Origin of the sequence: Neobacillus niacini (assembly GCF_023715415.1) — a bacterium.
Taxonomy (GTDB): Bacteria; Bacillota; Bacilli; order Bacillales; family Cytobacillaceae; genus Neobacillus; species Neobacillus niacini_C.
This window is the reverse complement of sequence record NZ_JAMBOB010000003.1, coordinates 276,764-295,636: the sequence shown is the minus strand read 5'-3', so window position 1 is coordinate 295,636 and position 18,873 is coordinate 276,764. Positions and strand designations below refer to the sequence as shown.

Genomic DNA, 18,873 nt, shown 5'->3' with positions numbered 1-18,873 from the left:
CCGTGTTAACGGAGCCATTGGTTCATATGGTCTATGATTTCTTGGTATTTATCAGCTGCATTCTGCATCCCGAAGGAACCTGCATTTTCTAGTGGTACGACTTGATAATTTTTATTTCTCTGGCTAGAAACAAAGGTAGGATAAAAAGCCGGATTTGACAATTCAATCGAATTTCCTGTATTAGAAATATGCTTCGTTATTTCAACCGTAGCCATGCCGCCAATATCTTTATAGTCTCTTACTTGTCCTGAGATGAAGTTACCCAAAGAATAAATAACAAATGTCTTTCTGCCATCTCCCGTATCAATCCATTCCATTGGCTGAAGAACATGAGGATGCGAACCAAAGATAATATCTACCCCTTCATTCGCAAGGTAATTTGCCAAATCCTTTTGCTCATCAGTCGGAATACGTTGGTATTCATTTCCCCAATGGATACTCATAATGACAACATCCGCTTCCTTCTTAGCCCGGCTGATTTCGTCACTCATTAGATCCCGATTAATAAGATTCACAAGGAAGTCCTTTCCATCTGGAATGGGTATTCCATTTGTACCATAGGTGTAAGATAGAAAGGCTAATTTTATGCCATTTTTATGTATGATTCTTAGTTTTTGGCGATCCTCTTGATTTAGAAAACTTCCAACATGGGGAAGTCCGATACTATTTAAATAATCGGTTGCGGAAAGAATACCTCTTTCCCCCTTGTCTAACGTATGGTTGTTAGCCATTGAAACAATATCAACCCCCGAATCAACAAGAGCATTTGCAACCTCGTGTGGACTATTAAACATCGGGTAACTTGATACTCCTATTTCAACGCCACCTAACATGCTCTCTTGATTCGCTGTTAGGACATCCGGTGTTTCCAAAATACTTTTAACATTTTCGAAGATTGGGTTGAAATTATATTGCGTTCCATTATACGCATCTTGATAAACCGTATCATGAATCAAAATATCGCCAATTGCCCCGACAGTTATCTTTTCTGTCAGCGTCCTGCTCAATTCAGGCTGCAATCTCATTGTATGTTCCTTTGAAGGGTATTTTTTTTCTGGTGCAGCCTGGTTACTACGCTGCTCAATAAGAAGCACGGAGGCAACAAGAATACACATAGAAATGATAATGACAGACGAAATAATGGCTTTCTTTTTCATAGTTTCTCCTTACTATTGTGTTTTCTAAGCAAAATATTTTCAACCATACTACCAATACTATAATATATTTATGTACTATTTTTCGACTTTTTCCTGCAAATTATGAAAAAATCCAAGGATGTGATAGGTTTGTTCAAGATTACGGAGAGTGCCCATAGAATATTAGAAGGAATTATCGAGAGAGAAAAACAATCTCCTAATGAGGAACTACTGGTTCGGTTAAGTATGGGGATTGGCTGAGGAGGTCCCAAATTAAATCTGTCTCTGGAAGAGCGGAAAATTACTGGTGATCTTCTATTTGAATTTGAAGGACTAAAAATCCTCATTCATGAACAGGATTTTGTGTACTTTGACCATACCAAACTTGATTATGTTGAGGATGTTCTAGGCAAATACTCATTTACATTATTAAAAATATAAAAACGGAGTTTCTACATTTAGAAACTCCGTTTTTCTGGTATTTATTCGTCCATTTGTTCAAAAAAGTCAATTAGTTCGTCAAAATTCTTTGTTATCTTGTAAGGAAATTTTTCAGGAACATCATCCATTAAACACTGAAAAAATTCAACCACAAATTCTTGATCTGCAGGTGCTGAAACGTCAGTTGAAAACGAATAGGTTTGATTTAGGTTAGACATAATATCCCCTCCATGGGTTCCTTTACCTTTATTTTACTTTACAATGTGAAAGGAAAATGACAGGAATTATGAAATTTCCATGAAAAATGGCTTTAAGGAACCATTTAGATTCCTTAAAGCCATTTAATTTTAGGTTCTGTTTTATTCATGATTCGCTTAATATTAGCGCGGTGTCGATAAATGACAAATGAGGCTAATAGTGTTACTGCAATAAGAAGTGGAATGTCTCCATCAATGGCAGCATAAATCACTGCACAAATGCCAGCAAGCATAGATGATAGTGATACATATTTAGTTATGTAAAGACTGGCAAAAAAGACAACGAAAATAGTTAAAAACATAAGTGGCGCACAAAACAACAATACGCCTCCAGAGGTTGCAACTGCTTTCCCGCCTCTAAACCCTGCAAAGACGGGATAGGTGTGTCCAATAACTGCAAAAACACCAGCAAGTAAAGGATTGACATCATCGAGTCCAACCAAAACAGGCAAGGATGCCGCTAACGTCCCTTTTAAGATATCTGCCACAGTAACAGCTAGACCAGCTTTTACTCCTAAGGTACGAAAAGTATTGGTTCCCCCTAAATTTCCACTTCCATGCTCACGTATATCTGTTTTATAAAATACTTTCCCAATAATTAAACCTGAAGGAATGGATCCCAGCAGATAGGCTACTATCAAGACTAAAATAATTTGAACCATCAATGATTTCTCCTTCTATAAATAATACATGTCGTATTATTTTACCATGTTATGGTGAAAAAACACTACTACCGCTTTTAACTAATTCAAAAAGTGTAAAATAAATTCCTTCTCAATTATTATCTAATACCGTACGATAGATGTGAGGGGGAAGAATATTGGCACAAATTGAATACCAAAAGAAGAAATCATTATCACCAAAATGGATCTTAGGAGGATTGATGATTGCAATTTTACTGATTGCATCTTCTGTTCTTTTTTTATTTTATCCGTTTGCATCTAAGGAAAAATCAACTTACTTTACAGAAAAAAATCCAATCCTTTTTGAAGGAACTCAAAAGGGTAACGCACTACTCGAGGGGGATTCTATCTTTCTCCCACTTTCATTCATGCAAGAACACATAGATAATTCTATACTATTTGACGAAAAGTCTAAGTCCATCATCATTACGACAAAAGATAAAGTCATTCAAATGCCTACAGATTCCTTAACTTTCTTTGTTAATCAAAAACCAGTGGATTTGCTGGTATCACCGATTATATCCAAGGAAGGTCAAATATTTGTGGCAATCGAACCGCTGCTCTCCTATTATCCGATTCAATATACAGTTTTAAAAGATACAAGTGCGGTTTGGGTACAAAAAAATGGTGATCATTATTTTCAAGGAGAAATATCTGCGAAAGATGTTCACCCTGAAAAAGTAAGAATACGAACAGAACCATCTTTAAAATCACCCTATACTGCGGAAATGTCAAACCACGAAATTGTAATGATAGAAGATGAGGAACAGGATTATTATTTAGTGAGAAAAGAAAATGGAGTAAGTGGGTACATCAACAAGAAATACGTTAAGAAAAACGAAGAAGTAACTATTATTATCTCAGAGAAAAGTGAAGCATTAGATATTCCCATAATTAATGGGCCTATTCAATTAACCTGGGAAGCTGTTTATACAAAAAATCCAGATCACTCCCAAATCCCTACTATGCTGGGTTTAAACGTAGTGTCACCAACTTGGTTTTCCTTAACTGGAAACGATGGAAGCATTAAAAATTTAGCTTCCTTGGAATATAGTAAATGGGCACAGTCAAAGGGCTATCAAGTATGGGGATTATTTTCAAATTCATTTGATCCGGTACTCACACATGAGGCGTTAAAAGATTTTGAAACACGGCAAAAAATCATCGTACAGCTGCTTCATTTCAGTCAAATGTACCAACTACAAGGGATCAACTTTGATATAGAAAATGTAAAGCAGGAAGACGGCCCGCTCGTTACTCAATTCATGCGGGAAGCAACACCTTTTCTACACGAAGCAGGGTTAGTCGTTTCAATGGACATTACCTTTTATGCAGGGGAAAATAATAATTGGTCTTCTTTCTATGAAAGAAGTAAGCTTGCTGGTATTGTAGATTATCTGATTATTATGGCTTATGATGAGCATTCTGGTTCATCTCCTGTTGCCGGGAGTGTTTCAAGTCTGCCTTGGGTAGAGAAAAATCTTCAAAACTTGTTGAGTGAGGTTCCAAAAGAGAAGCTAATTCTAGGTGTGCCTTTATACACCAGACTTTGGAAAGAACAACAAAAAGCAGACGGGACGATAGAAGTTAGCTCTCAAGCTTTGTCCATGACGAAGGTGAAAGATTGGCTTGAAGAGAAAGGTCTACAGCCTGTTTATGATGAAGAAAGCGGTCAAAACTATGTAGAATATTATGCGGCAGATGAGTTGGCAACCTATAAAGTTTGGCTGGAGGATGAGCTATCATTATCTAAACGCGCAAATCTTGCTTCTACCTACCAACTAGCTGGGGTAGCTTCCTGGTCTAGAAATTTCGGAGATCAGACTGCTTGGACCGCAATAAATATGGTTCCTAATAAAGCTTTATCACAGAAATAGACCTGAATGGCTGGTCTATTTCTTTTCGTTTTGATTTATAATAATATTCTGTCTAAGTTAGGAACATTTAGAGTCTAATTTATTACAAATATATGTAGAATTTTCAAACCCCATTATTAACGATTGAAATAATTTGTTATCTCGAAATATAATTTAAATATAATCTCAGAAAATGATAATTAAACCCCGACCAAGTCTACTCTGGTACTGATTGGTTTTCTACTATTCATTTAAGTAATCTAAAAGAGGTGAGAGTATGTCACGGACCATTAATAATGTTCGAAAATTCTATCAGACCAACAAAGAAAAGTGCTCTTTTTCTGTTTCGGATTCGATTGAAGAAGCATTGTCGACCTTTTTCTCCATCCGTAAGAACCAAGATATCCATGTGGATTTTGAATACCGCGGCCTGCAAATGGCCAATGGAGTTCCCAATGAATTCAGTCAGATAATTTTACACATTTTAACAATCGCAAGAGAAACTTTTAGTAGGAATAATATCCAAAATCGCCTGATAAAAATCCAGATTTGTACGAAAGAGGACCTTATCGTTGTCGAGATAACTGATAATGCAGGTGGCATCGAACCTGCACATAGCTCAAAGTTATTACAACCCAAATTCACCCCAAGTGAGCATGGAACTGGTAACGGCTTATATATAACGAAAATGATTATTGAAAAAATGGATGGATTCGTTATGGTTGAAAATACTGAGGATGGAGCAAGATTCAGTCTTTCTATTCCGAAGTTTGCTTCCAAAAACAATGCATCACTTTAACAAAAAAAGCTTCCAATCCCTTGGGAGCTATTATTTTTTATAAACAATCTAATTATGTTATAGTTAAAATGGATAGTAAAATTAAGGAAATAAGGATGTGTATTTAATGGCAGTCGAAAATCCATCATTAGAGGAAATAGGAGCAATTTTAAAAAAATCTAAACGTATCGCAGTTGTAGGTTTAAGTAATAAACCAGATAGAACCTCTTATATGGTGTCAGAGGTGATGCAAAAAGCAGGATACGATATTATTCCCGTGAACCCAAGTGTTGATGAAGTACTGGGTGTGAAAGCGGTTGCTTCTTTAAAGGACATTGAAGGACACATTGATATTGTCAATGTTTTCCGCCGTTCAGAACAATTGTTCGATGTAGCGAAAGAATTCGATGAAATTGATGCAGATGTTTTTTGGGCACAGCAGGGCTTGGTAAATGAAGAAGCCTATGAGTTTTTGAAGGAAAAAGGATATACAGTGATTATGGATCTTTGTATAAAAGTGGCGCATGCTTTAACAAAATAATCATTTGCTAGAAAAAAGCTGCTAAAAAATTAGCAGTTTTTTTCTTTTTTTAACCTAAGAAACTGTTACATAATTAAGTTGTTTTAAATTAGACATTTGCCAAATCGAAATTAATCGCTAAAATAAAGCATAGACGCCGTAATCATGTGTTACAATTAAAGACGGCAAACATTCGTTCTAAATTAAGGAAACAACTTTAACACGAATGATTAATATCACTCATAAAGATAGCAAGTAGAAAGTGTTTTTTCTTTTGTAGGGAATGAAAGGGGTATTTTAGTGGCAAGTAATCAGAAAGCTTTTGAATATAATGATGATGCCATACAGGTACTAGAGGGACTGGAGGCCGTCAGGAAGCGACCAGGAATGTACATCGGGAGCACTGATACACGCGGATTACACCATCTTGTATATGAGATAGTCGACAACTCTGTCGATGAGGCTCTCGGAGGATTTGGGGACCAAATCATTGTAAAAATTCATAAAGATAATTCAATAAGTGTCATGGATAAAGGACGCGGAATGCCGACGGGCATGCATAAGATGGGGAAACCAACGCCTGAAGTCATTCTAACAGTCCTCCATGCCGGCGGTAAATTTGGTCAAGGCGGCTACAAAACCAGCGGTGGTTTACATGGTGTTGGTGCCTCAGTCGTAAACGCTCTATCTGAATGGTTAACGGTAACGATAAAAAGAGATGGTTTTGTTTACGAACAACGGTTTGAAAATGGGGGAAAACCTGTTACAACATTAGAGAAAATCGGTAAAACGAATCAAACAGGTACTACCATTCACTTTAAACCGGACACAACCATCTTTTCTTCCACCACATATAATTTTGAAACTTTATGTGAGAGGTTAAGAGAATCGGCCTTTCTACTAAAAGGGTTAAAGATTGAAATCATCGATGACCGTAATGATTTTCATGAGGTTTTTCATTATGAAAATGGGATAGAGGCCTTTGTTTCTTACTTAAACGAGGAAAAAGATGTCCTTCATCCAGTGATTAGTTTTGAAGGAAGCCATAATGGGATTGAGGTTGAATTTGCCTTTCAATTCAACGATGGCTATTCAGAGAACATGCTTTCATTTGTAAACAATGTCAGGACGAAAGATGGAGGAACGCATGAGGTAGGTACGCGAACTGCGATGACTCGTATCTTCAATGATTACGCCCGTAAGGTTTCTCTTTTGAAAGAAAAGGATAAAAATCTTGAGGGTGCAGATATTCGTGAAGGATTATCTGCGATTATTTCTATTCGAGTTCCTGAGCAATTATTACAATTCGAGGGTCAAACAAAGGGCAAATTAGGTACGAGTGAAGCTAGATCGGCAGTAGATGCAGTGGTTTCTGAACACCTTACTTATTTCCTCGAAGAAAATCCCGACATCAGTTCGTTGTTAATTAAAAAGTCCATTAAAGCTTACCAAGCCCGTGAAGCAGCAAGAAAAGCACGGGAGGATGCTAGAAGCGGTAAAAAACGGAAACGTTCTGACGCTCTATTATCTGGAAAGCTTACACCTGCTCAGTCAAGAAATCCGCAAAGAAATGAAATCTATTTGGTTGAGGGTGACTCTGCTGGCGGCTCTGCAAAACAAGGACGTGACCGACGTTTCCAAGCTGTACTTCCATTACGTGGTAAGGTCATTAATACTGAAAAAGCCAAGCTTGCAGATATTTTTAAAAATGAAGAAATCAATACGATTATTCATACGGTTGGGGCTGGAGTAGGTTCTGATTTTAATCTAGAAGATGTAAATTATGATAAAGTCATTATCATGACGGATGCCGATACAGACGGTGCGCATATTCAAGTGTTACTGTTAACCTTTTTCTATCGGTATATGAAACCACTTATTGAAGCAGGTAAAGTGTTTATTGCACTGCCTCCTTTGTATAAAGTGAGTAAAGGAACAGGTAAAAAAGAAATCCTCGAATATGCCTGGAGCGATGATGAACTTCAGGGTGCCATTAAAAAAGTTGGCAGAGGCTATATGATCCAGCGCTATAAAGGTCTTGGTGAGATGAATGCCGACCAGCTTTGGGATACAACGATGAATCCAGAAACCCGGACATTGATTCGAGTAAAAATAGATGATGCAGCAAGAGCAGAAAGGCGTATCACCACTCTAATGGGTGATAAAGTTGACCCTCGCCGTAAATGGATTGAGAGCAATGTTGCCTTTGGTTTAGAAGAGGACGATACGATCCTTGATAATGAAAATATTACTGTCGCCCAGGAGGAATCTGAAGAATGAGCACAAATGAGAAATTCCGTGACTTACCTCTAGAAGATGTAATCGGCGATCGTTTTGGCAGATATAGTAAGTACATCATTCAAGAACGAGCCTTACCAGATGCACGGGATGGCTTAAAACCCGTACAACGAAGAATCCTGTATGCGATGCATGTTGAGGGTAATACAAATGAAAAGGGCTTCCGTAAATCAGCAAAAACAGTGGGTAATGTCATTGGTAACTATCACCCCCACGGTGATACTTCGGTTTATGAGGCAATGGTTCGGATGAGTCAGGATTGGAAGGTTAGAAATGTCCTCATTCAAATGCACGGAAACAACGGAAGTATGGACGGAGATCCTCCAGCTGCGATGCGTTATACGGAGGCTCGATTATCTGCCATAGCTTCAGAGCTGCTTCGGGATATTGAAAAGCAAACAGTCGATTTTATTCCAAACTTCGATGATACTTCAAAGGAACCTACCGTATTACCAGCGATGTTTCCAAATTTGTTGGTAAACGGTTCTACAGGAATTTCAGCAGGGTATGCAACTGATATTCCACCACACAATCTCGCCGAAGTTATTGACGGGGTCATCATGCGGATGGATAATCCAGATTCAACCGTTGATGAAATTATGACCGTTATTAAGGGACCTGATTTTCCTACTGGAGGTATCATTCAAGGTATTGAGGGTATTAAAAAGGCCTATGAAACCGGTAAGGGGAAAATCATTGTTCGCAGTAAAGCGGAGATTGAAGATGTACGCGGCGGTAAGCAGCAGATTGTCGTGACCGAGATTCCTTATGAGGTCAATAAAGCAAACCTAGTGAAGAGAATCGATGAATTCCGTCTTGACCGAAAAGTCGAGGGAATTTCAGAGGTTCGTGATGAAACAGACAGAACAGGCTTGCGAATTGTCATTGAATTAAAGAAAGATGCAGATGCAAATGGTGTCTTGAACTATCTATATAAAAATAGCGATTTGCAAGTCACCTACAATTTTAATATGGTTGCTATTGCAAAAAAACGTCCAAAATTATTAGGAATTCGTGAAATGCTGGACGCTTATATTGAGCACCAAAAAGAAGTGGTTGTTAGAAGAACAAAGTATGAGCTAGATAAAGCAAAAGAACGTCAACATATTGTTGAAGGATTAATGAAGGCATTGTCCATCCTTGATGAAGTAATTGCGACAATCCGTGCATCAAAAGATAAACGAGATGCGAAAGATAATTTGATTTCCAAATTTGCATTTACTGAGGCACAGGCAGAAGCCATCGTTTCTTTACAACTTTACCGTTTAACCAATACCGATATTACTGCCCTTCAAAATGAAGCGGAAGAATTGGCTAATAAAATTGAAGAGTGGACGGCCATTTTATTAAGTGAGAAAAAACTAATATCGGTTATAAAAAAAGAATTAAAAGACGTCAAAAAGCGGTTTGCTGACGCTCGTCGTTCTAAAATAGAAGCTGAGATAGAAGAATTGAAAATAAACCTTGAAGTTACAGTACCAAGCGAGGATGTCATCGTAACGGTTACAAAAGAAGGCTATATAAAACGTACAAGCCAGCGTTCTTATGCTGCTTCAAATGGTCAGGACTTGGCGATGAAGGACTCTGACCGGTTACTAGCACAGCTAGATGTGAACACCAAGGATGTAGTCCTGCTGTTTACGAATAAAGGGAATTACCTATACTGTCCTGTACATGAACTCCCAGATATCCGTTGGAAGGACATGGGACAGCATGTAGCCAATATCATCCCAATTGAACGGAACGAAGATATCATTCATGCGATACCGGTGAAGGATTTCGAGATTGAGGCTTATCTCGTATTTGTCACAAAAAATGGAATGGTCAAGAAAACTGAGCTTAAGCAATATAAGGCACAGCGATATTCGAAACCATTAGTGGGTGTTAATCTTAAGGCTGATGACCAAGTCATTGATGTTCACCTAACCGATGGAACAAAAGAATTATTCTTAATTTCTCATTTCGGCTATGCACTTTGGTTCCACGAAGAAGAAATTAGTATTGTCGGCGTACGTGCTGCCGGTGTTAAAGGTATTAATTTAAAGGATGGGGATGTTGTTGTCGGTGGTAAGGTACTTTCTTCTGACACGAAGGAATCCATTGTCATCACTACTCAACGTGGCTCTGTGAAACGAATGAAGCTGAAGGAATTTGAAAAAGCAACGCGAGCTAAGCGTGGAGTTGTTATTTTACGAGAATTAAAAGCAAATCCTCATCGTGTAGTTGGTTTTGTTGTTGCGAATGATGAAGATACAGTCTTCCTTCAAACCGAAAAAGGCCACACGGAAACGATTATAACATCTGAAATTCGCTTTAATGATCGTTATTCTAATGGATCTTTTGTTCTTGATGAAAACGAAAATGGAAAAGTAACAACCGTTTGGAAGGTAGAAGGTCAAACGAAAGCAGAAGAATAAAATAATTAGTAGTGACTCCCTAAATATTGGGAGTCTTTTTTATGTTTTTGCCAAAAATGGGACATACTACCTGTATCAGATACTGGAGGGGAAAAGAATGAAAAAAGAATTGCTACTTGTTGCTGCTGCATTTTTTCTCATGTCCGTTACTGCCATAACCGCTGTTCATGCTTTTGAAGAAGAAACTAAAACCGTCACCATTTCAAAATATGAATCTGACATTACTGGAGATGGGACCAATGAAAGTATTCAGTTAAAAGGGGTTCCTTATGAAGGGGAAGAAGGTTATTTAAAAGAGATTTATATTGATATATCAACTATGGGTGAAAAAAAGTACAAAATTCCCTTAGAAAGTGGTTCAAAAGCTTCTTTAAAGCTGGTTGATCTTAACCAGGATGGAGTGAAAGATTTATTCTCGAATGTATTAACAGGGGGTAGCGGAGGCATAACTCTTAATTATTTATATACATTGAAGGATAATATCAGTAAAGAATTGAGGGTTCCTGAACCATTAGAAATGGCCAGTACCTTTGAAAATGGCTTTAAGGCAAAAATAACCATAGCGAAAACAGGGAAAACCTATGAGTTTGATTTAAAGGATCGAAAAAAATATTATAAAAAACTAGGACTTTATTATAAAGGACGATTAAATGAGCCAACTGAATTAACAGTAAATTCCTTTCATTCTTTAAAGCCGATAAAATTAAATACAGGTGAGGTTGTATTACAAGGTACACAAAGAATTACTGGGCTTGCAAATGCAGATACCATTGCTTTTGTGGAGTCAACATGGAAATATGGTGAGGATAAATGGAATCTAACTGACACGAAGGTACAGAGTAATAAAGAAAAGCAAGCAGGGCAGGGGGGGCAAAAATCCTAAACATTGAAATTCCAGTATTAACACAGGGAAACCTGTGTTTTTTTTGTAACTTTCGGGTCATAAATTTGTATATCATTTGACAAAGTAAACTAGGGGGGGTGTGAAATGGAAAAGAATTCAAAAATAGAACAGGCAATGGCAAATGCATTAGCATCACTACAAGTAGAGGGTTTAAAGCTTACAGAAGAAGAAATACAAAATGTTCGTGAAAAATTAATGGGTAAAATAACTCATGAGGAATTTTTACAAAGAGCACATGAACTGGCTAATAGAGCTGGAAATGGTAAAGCGGAATAAAAATTTTTTTTAAAAACATAAATTTTTATTCCGTCTCATTATCTTAAGTATACTTGGATATTGAGATATTATTGAGTTTTTTTATCATAATAATATTATGTAAACTAGAAAAAATTAAAAAAGTCAGCAGTAGTAGCTGCTGACTCAGTTATGATTGTTCTTTCGGCATATCCATTTTATCGACAGCAATTTTTAAATCGTCATTCTTTATATGGGTGTATATCATCGTGGTTTGAATAGATGAATGACCTAATTGTCTTCGTAACTTTGGTACATCGTTAATTTCAGCATGGTATCTGGTAGCAAAGGAATGTCTTAGTTTATGTACGGATAACGATGGTTTACCAAATGCCGCTGCATACTTTTCTATTAATTTTTCAACTGACCGTGCGGTGAGTCGCCGTGATTTTCCTTTAGGACCTATTGGTGCTGCGATAAATAATGCCTTATTACTCTTTTCAACTTCGTACTTAACCGTTCTGACAGAGAGATATGCTTGCAGATCAGCCATAGCAACCTGACTAAAGAACACAAACTGCTCTTTATTTCCTTTTCTTATTACTCTGACACAGTACTTTTTGTAGTCAATATCATCTAATTCAATACCAATTAACTCAGAAAGACGAAGCCCAGAACCCAAAATCAAGGATACGATTGCCGTATCACGCTCTTTATTTAATTGATGAAAGTTATAGATTTTCTTGTTATCTTTATTAATCTCACCATAATCATTTGCAACAAATAAACGAAACTTTTCATATTCATCACCAAGGAGAATTTTGCCTTCCATTTTTGCAGCTTTCGTTTCCATGCTGTCTTTTACTTCATTAAATTCAATTTTCGCCATTACATTACGGTTAATATAAGGCTTTAAATCAGGAGTTTCAGCAATGTTTTGCAGATAATTAAACAGGGACTTTAGAGCTGATAATTTGCGATTAATTGTTAATTCTTTATTATTTAATTCGTAATGCAGGAAATTTAAAAAACTTTCAACCTCAATAACTGTCATTTGCTCTAATCGGTTTAATGGAATATCTTTTGCAGCTCCCATAAATAATTGCTCACTAATCATCCAATTAAAAAAGATCTTGTAATCATGGCAGTAATTAAACAAGGAAGCCGTCGAAAGCTTTCTTAATTTATGATTGATATATTCATCGACGTACCAGGGCAATTCAGATAAGAGGGACTGCAGCTTTTTGAAATTTTCTTGTTTTGATTGATTTACCATAAAATCACCTCACTTCTATATTTTACTAAATCACCATAATTACGTCAAATTTATATTTTACGTAATTATGTAGAATGATGATTACACTTCACTTTTTATATGAATTCTAGTCATATTTCGTCCAAATTAGTCTCTTCCCTTGGATATCTGAAATTCCTTCTGTGAATCCCACAAATCCTATATAATAGATGTATGATGTTTTTTAAAGGAGATTTCTTAATGAATAATAAACAGTTAGAAGAAAAAATTATTCAGAACTATCAGGGCGAGGAAAAAATGATGATTCTCGTGTTTGCTCAATGGTGCATCAATCATGATTTAAATCCTGAGGAAATGTATCTGCGGGCATACCCTAATCAGGTCTCTAACATGGCTTTAAAAGAAGCAATGGAACTAGTAGTACCTAAAGATGAAGCTGGAGAAATTGGTGACGATACATTACTTGGTGTCTTAGCATTGTTTGGGAACGATGATCTTGCATTTGTTGTGACTGAGGAAATAGCTAAAATGAAATAATGAATAATATTTAGAAATAAATCCAAAATAAAATCAGGGCTTGTAGCTCAATGTAGAGCAACCAATTGTTTTACCGTAAACCGTTGTGTATTTTGTGGGTTCAAGTCCCGCCAAGCCCTGTAACTAATTTTACTCCCCTATTTTATTTTCTAAGAATTCTTCTGCAATCAATTTATAGGATTGGATTTTATCCGACGGTAAATGAGTTATGGATACAATCATTATTTCATTTGCATTATATCTTTCCTGCAAATTTTCAATTCTCTTTCTTACCTGCTGAGGATTACCTATTACCATACTGTTTTTAATCTCTTCAATTAGATTTTCTAGATTTTCATTTTCATTTCGAAGATAGTTTTTCGCTTCTTGGATGGAAGGAACTCCAATCTGCCCCTCTCCTCTTTTTCTTTGCAGCCCCCATACTAGTGAGCTTAAAGCCACCTCTTCCGCTTTTTCAGTTGTTTCTGCACAAATGGCTGAAACCGTAACGATAACTTGGGGAGCTTCATTGTGTTTCCTCGGTTTAAAGTGATTTCTATATTGTTCAATAATGGCAGCGCCGTCTTGATCACTCATAAACTGTCCAAACGCGTACGCAAGTCCGTTTTCTGCAGCAAGTATTGCACTTTTTTTACTAGTGCCAAGCAGCCAAGGGATTGGTGGAAGTGTTGGAATTGGAGATGCTGTCACTTTCGCGTGGTGATGTTCAGGTGGAACAGTATTGTCTAAAAAGTTCAGCAGATCTTTCACTGAGTTTGGCATATTCCACACCTGCTGTAAAAAGTTATCGGATAGTGCATTTGTTGCTTCTGCAGATCCACCAGGAGCCCTACCAATGCCCACATCGATTCGACCAGGAAACAGAGTAGCTAGCATATTGTATACCTCGGCTACTTTATATGGTTTATAATGTGGTAATAATACGGCTCCTGAGCCAATTCGGATTTTATTGGTATTCGCTCCTATATAACCTAACATCACTTCAGGAGCAGAACATGCTAGTCCTGGCAAATCATGATGTTCTGCAATCCAATACCTGGTGTATCCTAAGTTTTCCCCGACTTGGGCTAACTTCATAGATTCTTGTAGTGCCTCTTGTGGCGACTGATTAGAAGAAATCGGGGCTTGGTCCAAAATGCTTAATCTCATTCCTTTATCATCCTTCCTCTCTACTCTTTTACTTCTAGTAAAACCAACGTAAAATCTCCAATTTTCCCTTTAATGTATAAGTTTGTAAAGGAAGTAGAGTACTGATAGATCCTAGCCCTAAACGATAGACCTCTCTCAGGAACCTTTACATCAAATGTACCTTTGTACAATAGTGTCGTGATATCATGATATTCCTCGCTCGTTACTTTAAACTCGAAAGAAATTTTATGTAAACCATTTTCTGTTGATTCTTCATACTTATAAATGTTAATGGATGTTTCATTTAAAATAATCTCATTTACCAATAGTCACATCTCCTTTTATCATATAAAAATGATAGCACTTACTATAAAGGAATAACAAACATTCCTCCTTCCTTTTTAATTATGTTATGATGGTATCAGTTATTTTTTTGAGGAGTGAAATCATGAGTGTACATAAGGATTTAATTAAACATGCGCAAAACCAAAATCAAAGCTACCAAGAGTTTCAAGCTTTGGATGTTTTGCGTGAAAGGTATATTGAAGAAGCTGTTGAATTATGTAAACAAGGAAAACCTTTTACAACCGATAAAATTAATGAAGTGACAAATAGAATGAACAGAATTAATTTGCGAATTATTTCAATTAGAAAAAATGTTACTGTTGATATGGTTAAGGAATATGTAAACAGTTTAGAAAAAAAATAATCCATCCTCCTGGTGGATTATTTTTTCATTTCCCTACTTCCACTTTCCTGAACTGTTTATGATAACTTTTGTCTCGATATTTATGTTCATATCCTGATAGGATTTATACTGATCTAACGCTTTCCATTCATTGTAGTTCATTTTATTTCGTACATATCGATTAATTCCAAGCGGATCGACTTGGAGTTTTTGCAATTTCATTATCAGCTTCTTTCCTTCTTGATTAATTTTCTTAGTAATAATAGCTTCAATTTTTCTTTGTATTTTGGGATCGGAAACGTCATCTTTACCTGTATATTCAACTACATCTCCAATCAATTCTATATAAATAGATGCTTTTTTTGATTTACTAGGTGTTGACGGAATTTCAATATGGTGATTCTTAAGTTCATAATTAAGCATGATTGAGGCTTGTTCTTCCTTCCCAACATCAATTTGTTCGAGAAAAACACCTTGCTTCATCTCTTCCCGAAAAAGGAAAAGATAACTGGCTTCAGAAGGTTTCAGGATTTCTACAAGTTTATCTTCATGAAATAGACCAATGCCATTATAGGCAATATTATTTTTCTCGACTTTAAAGACCGGCAGAATTGGGTCTATACCGTCATCATAGTAATCTCGAAGAAATTGATAAATATTATAATTTGTCCTAAAATTTTCTCTATTTATTTTCGTTAAAAACTGCTCAAGATACGTTGCATTTTGTCCTTCGTTTTTTATTTGCAGCAATAAAACATCACTGGCTTCATCTTCAGCTAAAGCCAACTTTAATCGAGTGCCGATACTGGGATCACGAACTAATGAATGTAAATTAGGTAACAGTCCCTCTTTAGCTAATCTCTTACCAAACAAGGCAACACGAACTTGTCCACTTTCCAATTTATAATTTGTCTTAAATCTAACCTTTTCCCTCGCCTCTTTACTTGTTTTTCCTTCCACCATTATCGTTTTTCGATCATATTTTCCGTCTTTTGTTATGATTGGAAAAGTAACAGTTAACTTTAAGGGGTTCTTTTCGTTATCCGTGAGATCATAGCCTACCGCATTAATCAGTGCTAAATCATCTATGATCCGTTGCTCCGCACATCCAGTAACCAAAAATACGAATAATATAATAATAAACTTATTCATTGGCTGCCTTCCTGTTCAATATTTTCGATGTTAGTATTGTCAGCAATAAAAAGATCGGTAAAAGAATGGCAATTGCTGTAGCTGCATAGGTGATATACGTTAACCATTGATCAACATCTTTAATGACCTTTGGAACAAATGAAACGGAAAATCCGATGATGAGAATCCCCATTACGATAAAATTTGTTTTTATCCTTTTAAACTGATATTGGATCAGTTCTTTTGTCCCCCATAAGTACATGACTATCGTCATGAGCACCTTTAATCCGAAAACCGAAAAAGTAAAATTTTCTACACGTTCCAAAACAGGAAATGATATATAACCCAACAAGGTTACCACTGGGTACATTTCTCTTAACAGTTGCTCAAAACTAAAAAAGCCGTAGCTTACAAATGTCACCCCTAAATAAATAACGGATGTAATGGAATTTCCTACTAGTAGAGATCTTAATGGTTTTCTATCTATCTTATGAACATATAAAATAGATAGTTCATATCCTAAAAGGGCTGTGAAAATAGACAAACCCCCTTTTAACATGTCTGTATCACCTTTAAATATAAACGGAGTAAGCCGGATAAAGCTAAATTCCGGAAGGTGGAAAGCCAATAAAAAAACCGTCCAAACGGTAAAATAAAATAAAACAACCGTTGCTTTTGCTATTTGATAAATGTCCTTTTTTAGTAGTAAATACGTTAATATATATGACATAGAGAGTAAGTAAATAAGTGAAACGTTCTGGTAGAACAAAACTTTAATAATCATTGAAAACTTTAGGATGACCATTATTCCTAACAGCATCCAAACCACGGCAATGAATACACAAAATGAGAACGTAATCCATTTTGGAAAAATGGCTATGATTTCAAACATGGACTTCCCTTTACTCATTTTATAAACGAGCCAAATAAGAATCATGTTGATATTTACAATAAAAGAGATAATGATAAGTCCAATCCAGCCGTTGGTTCCAAAAGCTTCAGCAACAAGTCGTGGCAATGAAAATAAGGTAACACCAGACTGAGTTAAATAAACCAAAATGGCAGTTTGAAAGGGTGATAACTTTTCTTTCATTTGCATGATTGTTAACCCCTTTCAGTTTTTTTCTTAAATGGTCCCCTTATCATTGTGTATTTAAAGAACTTAGGATACATAGGTGATATAGGCAATAAATAGGGAGAATTCAAGTTAGTCAGAGTGCTTAAATGGATAATCAAGATCCCCATTCCAAAAATGATCCCAAGATTACCCCAAAATCCTGAGATGATAATAAATCCGAACCGGACAATTCTAATTGAGGCACTCAATAAATAACTGGGTACTACAAATGACGCGATGGCAGAAGCCGCTACCACGATGATGAGGATATTGCTGGTTATACCTGCCTGCACAGCTGCCTGTCCGATTACAATACCGCCAACAATACCGATTGTCTGTCCAACTTTTGTTGGGAGCCTTGCTCCTGCTTCTCTCAACAACTCTAATAGGAATTCTAAAAAAAGCGCTTCAATTACAGGTGGAAATGGTACTTTACTTCTTGATTCCAGCAATGTCGGCAGTAATGCCTGCGGAATCATTTCATAATGATAGGTCGAAACCGCTACATATAAAGCGGTAAATAACAGGGTAACTAATATAGCAATATACCGCGTTACCTTGATAAATGTACCAACAATCCATCTTTGCCCGAAATCATCCATCGATTCCATAAAATCAAAAAAACTGACTGGTGTACAAAAAGCAAATGGACTGTTTTCCATTAATCCTACAACTTTCCCCTCAAACAATTTATATGCCGTTACGTCAGGTCTCTCAGTTGTATAAAATTGTGGAAATGGTGAATTAGGGTGTTCATCAATATATTGAACGAGCATATTCGTATCAACAATCGCGTCATTATGAATCGATAGAATCCGATTTTTAATTTCTTCTACATCTTTCTCTGATGCTACTCCTTCAAGATAAAGTAAATAAACATTTCTTTTTGCCTTATTGCCTACTAGTAACTTAATTGTCTTAAGCTGTGAACTCATCACTCTTTTTCGAATGAGCGATAAATTCATATCAACAGATTCAACAAAAGCTTCATGTGCACCTAGAATGACCGTTTCCGTTTCAGATGGAGAAATTGAACGGCCCTTTCCCTCTTTAAACGGAAGATCATATGCTTGATTTTCTGTGAATAAAATAGCACTTCCAGATAAAATTGCTTCTTCAACGCTATCCATTTCTGTTAATACTTTAAACTCTGAATGGTTTAAAAATGACTGTAATTCTTCTGCAGTGATATTTCTAATGCTTGCTAAAAATTGTTCATAGTGATCCTTATTAATAAGATAACTAAAGTAATAAATTTTTACTGTAAAATGCGGAAACTCTGTGACACTTAAATCAGAACTAATTTTAAAATCACTTATAAATTTCTGCAGGATTGATTCTCCAGCAAAATTGGGTTTTTCGAATATTTGTTCCTTTTGCAGTTTGAAATCCTTTAATAAGCGATTGCGATCTTTTCGCATTCGCATCCGCCCCATCTTTTTCTTTTATTTTTTGCCTACAATGGTAATTTATTCATTTATTAGAAATTTTCT

At 36.3% G+C, this 18,873-nt stretch carries 18 protein-coding genes and 1 tRNA gene; 10 read left to right on the top strand and 9 right to left on the bottom strand.

Features of this window, described 5'->3' with window-relative positions; translation table 11 throughout:
* Positions 1-5: 5 nt before the first annotated feature.
* The 3 genes from M3189_RS08015 to plsY form a co-directional block, all read right to left on the bottom strand.
* Positions 6-1,157, bottom strand: coding sequence for a CapA family protein (locus tag M3189_RS08015; protein WP_251633332.1), 1,152 nt, complete (start codon positions 1,155-1,157; stop codon positions 6-8).
* 461 nt (positions 1,158-1,618) lie between these two features.
* On the bottom strand, positions 1,619-1,795 hold the full coding sequence (locus tag M3189_RS08010; RefSeq protein WP_251633331.1) for a hypothetical protein: 177 nt from the start codon (positions 1,793-1,795) through the stop codon (positions 1,619-1,621).
* Positions 1,796-1,908: 113 nt separating this feature from the next.
* Positions 1,909-2,496, bottom strand: coding sequence for a glycerol-3-phosphate 1-O-acyltransferase PlsY (gene plsY / locus M3189_RS08005; RefSeq protein WP_251633330.1), 588 nt, complete (start codon positions 2,494-2,496; stop codon positions 1,909-1,911).
* 158 nt (positions 2,497-2,654) lie between these two features.
* Here plsY and M3189_RS08000 point away from each other — a divergent pair, with 158 nt between their 5' ends.
* The 7 genes from M3189_RS08000 (at position 2,655) to M3189_RS07970 (ending at position 11,566) form a co-directional block, all read left to right on the top strand.
* On the top strand, positions 2,655-4,394 hold the full coding sequence (locus M3189_RS08000) for a glycosyl hydrolase family 18 protein (RefSeq protein ID WP_251633329.1): 1,740 nt from the start codon (positions 2,655-2,657) through the stop codon (positions 4,392-4,394).
* A gap of 256 nt (positions 4,395-4,650) precedes the next feature.
* Positions 4,651-5,172 carry a sensor histidine kinase gene (locus tag M3189_RS07995; protein ID WP_251633328.1) on the top strand — a complete coding sequence of 174 codons (522 nt, stop codon included), beginning with the start codon at positions 4,651-4,653 and terminating at the stop codon, positions 5,170-5,172.
* Between the two features lie 106 nt (positions 5,173-5,278).
* The gene (locus M3189_RS07990) at positions 5,279-5,692 is read left to right on the top strand and encodes a CoA-binding protein (protein WP_251633327.1); all 414 of its coding nucleotides are present in this window, start codon (positions 5,279-5,281) and stop codon (positions 5,690-5,692) included.
* Between the two features lie 279 nt (positions 5,693-5,971).
* On the top strand, positions 5,972-7,951 hold the full coding sequence (parE, locus tag M3189_RS07985; RefSeq protein ID WP_251633326.1) for a DNA topoisomerase IV subunit B: 1,980 nt from the start codon (positions 5,972-5,974) through the stop codon (positions 7,949-7,951).
* Positions 7,948-10,386 (top strand): DNA topoisomerase IV subunit A, encoded by a 2,439-nt coding sequence (gene parC / locus M3189_RS07980; RefSeq protein ID WP_251633325.1) that lies wholly within the window; start codon positions 7,948-7,950, stop codon positions 10,384-10,386. Before parE ends, parC begins: the two co-directional genes overlap by 4 nt.
* A gap of 97 nt (positions 10,387-10,483) precedes the next feature.
* On the top strand, positions 10,484-11,269 hold the full coding sequence (locus M3189_RS07975) for a hypothetical protein (RefSeq protein ID WP_251633324.1): 786 nt from the start codon (positions 10,484-10,486) through the stop codon (positions 11,267-11,269).
* A gap of 105 nt (positions 11,270-11,374) precedes the next feature.
* Complete coding sequence (locus tag M3189_RS07970) at positions 11,375-11,566, top strand: hypothetical protein (RefSeq protein ID WP_251633321.1); 192 nt, start codon at positions 11,375-11,377, stop codon at positions 11,564-11,566.
* 148 nt (positions 11,567-11,714) lie between these two features.
* On the opposite strand, the gene xerS is transcribed toward M3189_RS07970, so the two are convergent.
* Complete coding sequence (gene xerS, locus M3189_RS07965) at positions 11,715-12,800, bottom strand: tyrosine recombinase XerS (protein ID WP_251633319.1); 1,086 nt, start codon at positions 12,798-12,800, stop codon at positions 11,715-11,717.
* 219 nt (positions 12,801-13,019) lie between these two features.
* On the opposite strand from xerS, the gene M3189_RS07960 reads away from it, so the two are divergent.
* Together M3189_RS07960 and M3189_RS07955 are read left to right on the top strand one after the other, a co-directional pair.
* The gene (locus M3189_RS07960) at positions 13,020-13,316 is read left to right on the top strand and encodes a hypothetical protein (RefSeq protein WP_251633312.1); all 297 of its coding nucleotides are present in this window, start codon (positions 13,020-13,022) and stop codon (positions 13,314-13,316) included.
* Positions 13,317-13,352: 36 nt separating this feature from the next.
* Positions 13,353-13,435 (top strand) — tRNA-OTHER (locus M3189_RS07955).
* 10 nt (positions 13,436-13,445) lie between these two features.
* On the opposite strand, the gene M3189_RS07950 is transcribed toward M3189_RS07955, so the two are convergent.
* Entirely contained in the window at positions 13,446-14,465 is a 1,020-nt protein-coding gene (locus M3189_RS07950; RefSeq protein ID WP_251633310.1) for an LLM class flavin-dependent oxidoreductase, read from the bottom strand.
* A 20-nt stretch (positions 14,466-14,485) separates the two neighbouring features.
* Complete coding sequence (locus M3189_RS07945) at positions 14,486-14,770, bottom strand: DUF3219 family protein (RefSeq protein ID WP_251633308.1); 285 nt, start codon at positions 14,768-14,770, stop codon at positions 14,486-14,488.
* A gap of 122 nt (positions 14,771-14,892) precedes the next feature.
* On the opposite strand from M3189_RS07945, the gene M3189_RS07940 reads away from it, so the two are divergent.
* Positions 14,893-15,153: a DUF2533 family protein gene (locus tag M3189_RS07940; RefSeq protein WP_251633307.1), complete on the top strand. Its 261-nt coding sequence runs from the start codon at positions 14,893-14,895 to the stop codon at positions 15,151-15,153.
* 33 nt (positions 15,154-15,186) lie between these two features.
* Here the strand turns inward: M3189_RS07940 and M3189_RS07935 are convergent, their stop codons facing one another.
* The 3 genes from M3189_RS07935 to M3189_RS07925 are packed head-to-tail and all read right to left on the bottom strand — an operon-like array spanning position 15,187 to position 18,801.
* On the bottom strand, positions 15,187-16,284 hold the full coding sequence (locus M3189_RS07935; RefSeq protein ID WP_251633305.1) for a Ger(x)C family spore germination protein: 1,098 nt from the start codon (positions 16,282-16,284) through the stop codon (positions 15,187-15,189).
* Positions 16,277-17,362, bottom strand: a complete 1,086-nt coding sequence (locus M3189_RS07930) for a GerAB/ArcD/ProY family transporter (RefSeq protein WP_251633299.1) — start codon at positions 17,360-17,362, stop codon at positions 16,277-16,279. The genes M3189_RS07935 and M3189_RS07930 overlap by 8 nt, the downstream gene beginning before the upstream one ends.
* Positions 17,363-17,367: 5 nt before the next feature.
* Entirely contained in the window at positions 17,368-18,801 is a 1,434-nt protein-coding gene (locus tag M3189_RS07925) for a spore germination protein (RefSeq protein ID WP_251633297.1), read from the bottom strand.
* Between the last annotated feature and the right edge of the window lie 72 nt (positions 18,802-18,873).